Below are 6,028 nucleotides of genomic sequence, written 5' to 3'. Positions count from 1 at the left end.
ACCGGCCGGGGCGCCGCTCATGGCGTCGGCACCGGCGATTAGCTGGGCGATGATCAGGTGCAGCTGCGCGTCGGCCTCGGCGCTCAGCTTGCAGTTCTCCACCATGTAGGCGACCTGGCCGCGCACCGTCTCGGCCAGTTCGCCGTAGCGGGCGGCGGGCAGACGGTCTTCGTGGATCGCCGGCAGCGCCTGGCGCATATCGTTGTTGATGGTGCCCATTGCCTGGCGCAGCGGCGCGTCGGTGGCCCAGCGCTTGCCGGCATCGAGTTGCAGCGCCGGCGCGCCTTCGCCGTGGCCGTGGTCATGGCTGGTGGCGGCGAGGCTGGTGCCGGCGTGGCCGAGGGTGCCGGCGAGGATGATGGCGAGGGCGAGAGCGTGGGGTTTGCGGATCATCGATAGAACTCCATTGAGCGAGCCGGCGAAGTGCGGCTCCTGATGTTCTAACGCAGGCGCGACGGTTTTGTTCCATCGCGCCGTGCAATCCGTCATTTGCGGTGCAATTGCTCGATGCTGTCGGCGCCGAACGACTGCTGCGTGAGCACCTGGGCGAGCCGCGCGCGCTGCTGCGGTTCGAGGATCTCGCGCTCCTGCAGCAGCTGGTCGATGAGTAGGCGCTGCTGTTCGTTCTGCAGTTCGGCGATCTTCGCCTGCTCGGCGTCGATTACCGCGCGGTCTACCTGTTCAGCGAAGATCGCCTCGATCAGCCGGTTGCGGTGTTCGCCGAGGCTGGCGTTGGAGGCGCGCAGGTAGGCCAGGAACGGCGCCTCGGCATCGTGCCAGCGCTGCAGCTGGCTGGCGCTCAGTTGCAGCTCGCGCGACAGCTCGGTCGGTGCGCCAGAGGGCATCGGCAGGCCATCGCGACTGAGTTTCTGCCAGCCGAGGCCAGCGAGCACGCCGACGTTGACCAGCACGGACAGGACCAGGGCGTTGCGCAGGGTGGTGTTGCTCATTTCAGGTTTACCTTCAGGTAGCAGAATTCGGGGCGCGCGCAGAGCGCGCCAGGTGGGGTGCTGCCGAGGACGGCGAGCAGGTCGTGGCTGGGTGAGCTGCCCGGCGGCTGGCCGGGCAGGGCATAGCCGAGCAGCAGGCCGAGCAGGACCGACGCCGCGGCGCCGATACCCTGCGCCCAGTGCCGGGCCCACCAGCTGCGCACGGGCGGCGGCGCGAAGGGCCGCTGCAGACGCGCCTGCAACTCGGCCGGCAACTCCGGGCAGGCCAGCGCACGCAAGCCCTGGCCGAGCCCGTCGAGTTCGGCCAGGGTGGCGCGACACTGCGGACAACCCGCCAGGTGGGCGGCGGCGTGGCGCTGTGCGGCGGCGTCGAGTTCGTTGTCGAGGTAGGCGGACAGGATCGCCATGTCCAGATGCTCAGTCATCGAGGGTGCCTCCGTTGGCCTGGCGATAGCCGTGCAGCAGCGCCTCGCGGGCGCGTGCCAGGCGCGACTTGACGGTGCCGGCGGCGAGCTGCAGCGTGGCGGCCAGTTCGTCGTAGGCCAGCCCCTCCACCTCGCGCAGCAGCAGGATCTCGCGCTGTTCGTGGGGCAGGCGGGCTAGCAAGCGTTCCAGCAATGCCAGATCGCGCCCGGTCTGCAGCCGGCTCAGCGGCGATGGCGCCGGATCGACCGGCTCGGCCAGTTCCTCCGGCGCCACGTCGACGTAGCGTTGCCGCTGGCGCAGCGTATCCAGCGCGGCATTGCGTGCGATCTGCAGCAACCAGGTCTGCAAGCGTGCTTCCGGGCGCCATCTGGGCAGCGCCTGGAAGGCGCGGATGAACGTTTCCTGAGTCAGGTCAGCGGCCTCGTCGGCGCTGCCGAGCAGGCGACGGAGGAAGTGGAAGACCCGCGCCTGATGGACGCGCACTAGCGTGCCGAACGCCTGGCGATCACCACGCGCGGCCTGCTGGATGAGGTCCTGTTCGCTGTCGTTCATTAAGCGCTCGTCTGGGCTGACCGCGCAGGGCGCCGCTAAAACCTGCTGCGTTGCCAACGCCTCAGTTTTTGCAGTGCCCATGCGCTGCCGTCCGGGTTGCCGCAGGGATATAACGCAACGGTTGGCAAAATGTTCCGGCTATTTTTGTCTCAGCGCGGAATCTTCACCCGGTCCTCGTCGAAGTCGCCTTTTTCCGCGTCGCGATGGCAGGCCACGCAGTTGAAGCGGCCGCCGACCGACTCGCGGGCGAACTTGGCTTCGCTGAGCTCGTCGTGTTTGTGCTCGAACCAGCGCGTCTGGCTGATGCGTGGCGGCTCGCCGGCGGTGGGTGACGGCTCCACCGGTAGGCGGTTGGCGGCCGAGGCGCGGACCAGGAAGTCGAGGATTTCCTTTTCCTGCACCGGGTCCAGCGACGCGTTGCTGCCGTAGTGATCGCCCAGGGTGCGCATCTGCTCGCGCCAGGCATCGGCAGGCAGCAGGCCGGGAGAATAGAGCATGTGGCAGGCCGCGCATTCTTCCTTCCACACCAGCGGTGCGTCGCTGGGTACCGTCAGGCGCTTGGGCCGCTTGTAGCCCTTGCGCTCTCGATGGTCGTCGTCATCGGCGAAGCTGAGGCCGGCCAGTACCAGGGTCAGGCCCAGCCCGGCGACGGCAGCGAGGGGTGCGATCTTCATGGCAGGCTCCTTATCTGATGCTGTCGATCCAGCTGATGAAGTCACCTTTTTCCTGCGCGGTGCATTCACGGGCGTAGACGTCGTCGCAGTTGCGGCGGAACCATTTCTCGACCTTCTTCAGGTCGGTGAAGCGCTCGGGGTTGGCTGCCGGCGCCAGCGGATCGACCTTGCGATGCGCCGGCGTCTTGCCGGGCTGACGCGGGTCGGCGGTGTGGCAGGTGGTGCAGCTCATGGTCTTGCCATTGCGCTGCTCCTCGGCGAAGTACAGCGCCTTGCCGCGCTCGGCGGAGAAACCGGCGAAGTTCGGATTCTCCTGACGCGCCTGGGCGGCGTAGCCGGGCAGCAGTGGGTGTTCGGTTTCGGCCAGGGCGGGCAGGCTCAGGCAGCAGGACAGGAGGATGATCCAGCGGGCTTTCATGGTGCGCTCTCCGGTTGGGAATGAGTGCAGCCTAGGCGCGCCGCCTTACGCCAAGCTGAACCGCAGCGGCTGGCGGCGTTCAGTTTCGTTTCAGCTCGCAGGAATACAAAGGCGGCATCCATTCAATGAGGATCGCCGTCGTGGCTGCTTTCAATCGTTTCCGTCTGTTCCACTGGCTGCTGGCCGGTTTCTTTCTTGGCGCCTACCTCAGCGGTGACGACGCCGAGACGCTGCATATCTGGCTGGGCTACGGCCTGGTGGCGCTGTTGGTGTGGCGCCTGCTGATCGTGCCGCTGCGCCTGCGCGGCTTCCCACAGCTGCTGCCGCCGAAGGGCCAGCGGAGCAAGCCGGGCCTGTCGAGCGTCGGCAAGTGGCTGACGGTCGGCGCGCTGGGCAGTTTCGCCATTGCCAGCGTGGTCGGCCTGGGTATGGTCGACAACGGCGATGTGCTGGCCGCCCTGCCGGGCGTGGGGCCGGATGTCTTCGGCGCTGCCAGCGACATCGATTTCATCGGCTGGATGGGCGATGCCGAGGAGGTGCACGAGTTCTTCGCCAACCTGGGGCTGTGGCTGATCGGCCTGCATGTCGGCTATGTGCTGCTGTTCCGCCGCAAGTCGGTATGGCCGATGCTGCGCGGCGTGCCCAAGGCGGGGCCGGCTTCGACTGCACCTTCGGCTTCGACGTCGACACCGGCAACGACGTCGGTCGCGACCGCGTTCGCATCGGCGCCAGCGCCTGCCGCCGGGGAGTTCACCCGTCTGCGCATCGTCTCACGCCAGGCCGAAACCGCCGACAGCTGCTCGTTCACCCTGCAGGTGCCGGCCGCCCAGCGCGCACGCTTTGCCGCGCAGCCGGGGCAGTTCCTCACGCTGAAGGTGCCCGCTGCCGAGCCGGCGCTGCTGCGCTGCTACTCGCTGTCGCAGCGACCGCAGGCGGATGGCGCGCTGCGCATCACCATCAAGCGGGTGCCCGGCGGCCGCGCGTCGAACTGGCTGCTGGACAACCTGCAGGCCGGCGATTGCATCGAGGCGCTGCCGCCGGCCGGCGTGTTCGTGCCGCGCAACCTGGATGACGATCTGCTGCTGCTCGGCGCCGGCAGCGGTATCACGCCGCTGATGGCGATCCTGCAGGCGGCGCTGGTCGAGGGCAGCGGGCAGGTACGGCTGTTCTATGCCAGCCGCGATGCCGCCTCGCTGATCTTTGCCGAGGAGCTGGCCGAGTGGTCTGCGCGTTACCCCGATCGCCTGCAGCTGCGCATCTGGCTCGATGCCGAGCAGGGTGTGCCGAGCGGCCCGGCGATTGCCACGAAGATCGCTGACTGGTCAGCCGCCGACGCCTTCATCTGCGGGCCGCAACCGTTCATGGATGCCGCGGGTGCCGCGCTGGGCGAGCGGGGTGTGGATGCGGCGCGTATCCATCTGGAACGCTTTGCCGCCGCAGCGCCGACGGCCGCACCGGGCGGGCGCCGCAGCCGCCTGCGGGTCGCGCTCGACGGTCGCCGTCACGAGCTGGACGTGCCGCGCGGCGAGGTGCTGCTGGAGGCCATGGAACAGGCTGGCCTGCAACCGCCGAGCGCGTGCCGCTCGGGTGTCTGCGCCGCCTGCAAGTGCCGGGTGGTGGAGGGCAGCGTGAGCATGCGCAGCAACCAGGTGCTGAGCGAAAGCGAGGTGCGTCAGGGCTGGGCGCTGGCCTGCCAAGCCGAACCGCGCAGCGCCGAACTGCAAGTCGAATACTGACGTGTGGGAAAGGCCGCTGGCCGTTTTCCACCCTGCGCATCGGGTGATCGACGGGGCGTAGGGTGGATAACGGCGCAGCCTTATCCGGCAGTACCTGTGCCTCTGGCCGGTGGAAAAAGCGATTGGCCATTTGCCGAGGGTGGAGTGGCGACGGTCACCGATGGATTTGCCGCAGGCCGAGCCGGCGCCGTGGCAGGGGTAGATCTCGATGCGTTCGCCGAGCGGCAGGTAGCGGGTGAACAGCGTGGCGTAGAGCTGCGCTGCCAGCTGCTTGGTGCTGTCCTCGCCGAGCAGGTCGGGGCGGCCGACGTCGAGGTTGAACAGCGTATCGCCGGTGAACAGCGCGAAGGGCGCTTCGCCCTGCTGGCTGTCACGTAGCAGCAGCGAGATGTGCTCGGGGGTGTGGCCTGGCGAGTGCAGCACTTCCAGGCTGACCTGACCCAGTTCCAGCACCTCGCCGTCGTCCACCTGACGCAGCCCGAAGGCGTAGTCCGCCGATGATCTCGGCGCCGCAGCGTTCGGCCAGCGCCTGGGCGCCGGAAACGAAGTCGGCGTGGATGTGCGTCTCGATGGCATAGGCGATGCGCAGGCCCTTGTCGCGCGCCAGGTCGAGGTAGACCTCGACGTCGCGCCGCGGATCGATCACCGCGGCGACGGCGGCCTTGCTGTCGCCCACCAGATAGGAAATCTGCGCCAGACCTTCGGTGTAGATCGACTCGAATACCAGCATGCGTGTGCCTCCGTAATCCGTGAGGGTTACGGATGTGAGCGCCGGTTGGCCGCCGGCGTTCAATCGCAGCGGGTCACTTGCGGACCAGCAGCACCCCGGATTCCATGTGGTGGGTGTAGGGGAACTGGTCGAACAGCGCGCAGCGTTCGATGCGGTGGGTGTCGGCCAGCTGGGCGATGTTCTGCGCCAGGGTTTCCGGGTTGCAGGAGATGTAGAGGATGCGCTCGAAGCGACGGGTCAGTTCGCAGGTGTCCGGGTCCATGCCGGCGCGCGGTGGGTCGACGAAGACGCTGCCGAAATCGTAGCGCTTCAGGTCGATATCGGCGAGGCGGCGGAACGGCCGCACCTCGTTCAGCGCCTGGGTCAGCTCCTCGGCGGAGAGGCGCACCAGCTCGATGTTGTCGATGCCGTTGTCAGCGATATTGGCCAGCGCCGCGTTGACCGAGGTCTTGCTGATCTCGGTGGCCAGCACGCGACGCACGCGGGTGGCCAGCGGCAGAGTGAAGTTGCCGTTGCCGCAGTACAGCTCCAGCAGGTCGTCG

9 protein-coding genes and 1 pseudogene are annotated in these 6,028 nt (G+C 68.0%); 2 read left to right on the top strand and 8 right to left on the bottom strand.

The features are described 5' to 3' along the window. The 6 genes from NA619_RS22185 to NA619_RS22160 form a co-directional block, all read right to left on the bottom strand. A partial coding sequence (locus NA619_RS22185) for a hypothetical protein (RefSeq protein ID WP_255963951.1) occupies window positions 1-393 on the bottom strand: 393 nt, incomplete at its 3' end. Between the two features lie 92 nt (window positions 394-485). Then, window positions 486-950: a periplasmic heavy metal sensor gene (locus tag NA619_RS22180; protein ID WP_064481056.1), complete on the bottom strand. Its 465-nt coding sequence runs from the start codon at window positions 948-950 to the stop codon at window positions 486-488. After that, complete coding sequence (locus NA619_RS22175; RefSeq protein ID WP_003302068.1) at window positions 947-1,375, bottom strand: anti-sigma factor family protein; 429 nt, start codon at window positions 1,373-1,375, stop codon at window positions 947-949. The genes NA619_RS22180 and NA619_RS22175 overlap by 4 nt, the downstream gene beginning before the upstream one ends. Further along, entirely contained in the window at window positions 1,368-1,928 is a 561-nt protein-coding gene (locus NA619_RS22170; RefSeq protein ID WP_230357763.1) for an RNA polymerase sigma factor, read from the bottom strand. Before NA619_RS22170 ends, NA619_RS22175 begins: the two co-directional genes overlap by 8 nt. Window positions 1,929-2,077: 149 nt before the next feature. Then, window positions 2,078-2,602 (bottom strand): diheme cytochrome c, encoded by a 525-nt coding sequence (locus tag NA619_RS22165; RefSeq protein ID WP_003302071.1) that lies wholly within the window; start codon window positions 2,600-2,602, stop codon window positions 2,078-2,080. A gap of 10 nt (window positions 2,603-2,612) precedes the next feature. After that, the gene (locus tag NA619_RS22160) at window positions 2,613-3,020 is read right to left on the bottom strand and encodes a DUF1924 domain-containing protein (protein ID WP_034064865.1); all 408 of its coding nucleotides are present in this window, start codon (window positions 3,018-3,020) and stop codon (window positions 2,613-2,615) included. 140 nt (window positions 3,021-3,160) lie between these two features. Here NA619_RS22160 and NA619_RS22155 point away from each other — a divergent pair, with 140 nt between their 5' ends. Both NA619_RS22155 and NA619_RS22150 read left to right on the top strand, forming a co-directional pair. Next, the gene (locus tag NA619_RS22155; RefSeq protein ID WP_034064884.1) at window positions 3,161-4,756 is read left to right on the top strand and encodes a 2Fe-2S iron-sulfur cluster-binding protein; all 1,596 of its coding nucleotides are present in this window, start codon (window positions 3,161-3,163) and stop codon (window positions 4,754-4,756) included. 96 nt (window positions 4,757-4,852) lie between these two features. Continuing rightward, a complete protein-coding gene (locus NA619_RS22150) occupies window positions 4,853-5,134 on the top strand; it encodes a hypothetical protein (protein WP_064481053.1) in 282 nt (93 codons plus the stop codon). On the opposite strand, the gene NA619_RS22145 is transcribed toward NA619_RS22150, so the two are convergent. After that, window positions 5,127-5,486, bottom strand: a complete 360-nt coding sequence (locus NA619_RS22145; protein ID WP_230357762.1) for an MBL fold metallo-hydrolase — start codon at window positions 5,484-5,486, stop codon at window positions 5,127-5,129. The two genes, NA619_RS22150 and NA619_RS22145, sit on opposite strands and share 8 nt — an antisense overlap. 73 nt (window positions 5,487-5,559) lie before the next feature. Continuing rightward, window positions 5,560-6,027: pseudogene (locus NA619_RS22140) on the bottom strand (methyltransferase domain-containing protein); the annotation flags it as partial. Window position 6,028: the final 1 nt, after the last annotated feature.

The sequence above is a fragment of the Stutzerimonas stutzeri genome (assembly GCF_024448895.1).
GTDB classification, from domain to species: Bacteria; Pseudomonadota; Gammaproteobacteria; order Pseudomonadales; family Pseudomonadaceae; genus Stutzerimonas; species Stutzerimonas stutzeri_Q.
The sequence above is the reverse complement of the archived record's forward strand: the minus strand, read 5'-3'. Positions and strand labels throughout refer to the sequence as shown.

Bases quoted from the DNA above. Each gene is read 5' to 3' on its own strand.
- NA619_RS22180 (WP_064481056.1), bottom strand. From the start codon at position 950: ATGAGCAACACCACCCTGCGCAACGCCCTGGTCCTGTCCGTGCTGGTC.
- NA619_RS22175 (WP_003302068.1), bottom strand. From the start codon at position 1,375: ATGACTGAGCATCTGGACATGGCGATCCTGTCCGCCTACCTCGACAAC.
- NA619_RS22170 (WP_230357763.1), bottom strand. From the start codon at position 1,928: ATGAACGACAGCGAACAGGACCTCATCCAGCAGGCCGCGCGTGGTGAT.
- NA619_RS22165 (WP_003302071.1), bottom strand. From the start codon at position 2,602: ATGAAGATCGCACCCCTCGCTGCCGTCGCCGGGCTGGGCCTGACCCTG.
- NA619_RS22160 (WP_034064865.1), bottom strand. From the start codon at position 3,020: ATGAAAGCCCGCTGGATCATCCTCCTGTCCTGCTGCCTGAGCCTGCCC.
- NA619_RS22145 (WP_230357762.1), bottom strand. From the start codon at position 5,486: ATGCTGGTATTCGAGTCGATCTACACCGAAGGTCTGGCGCAGATTTCC.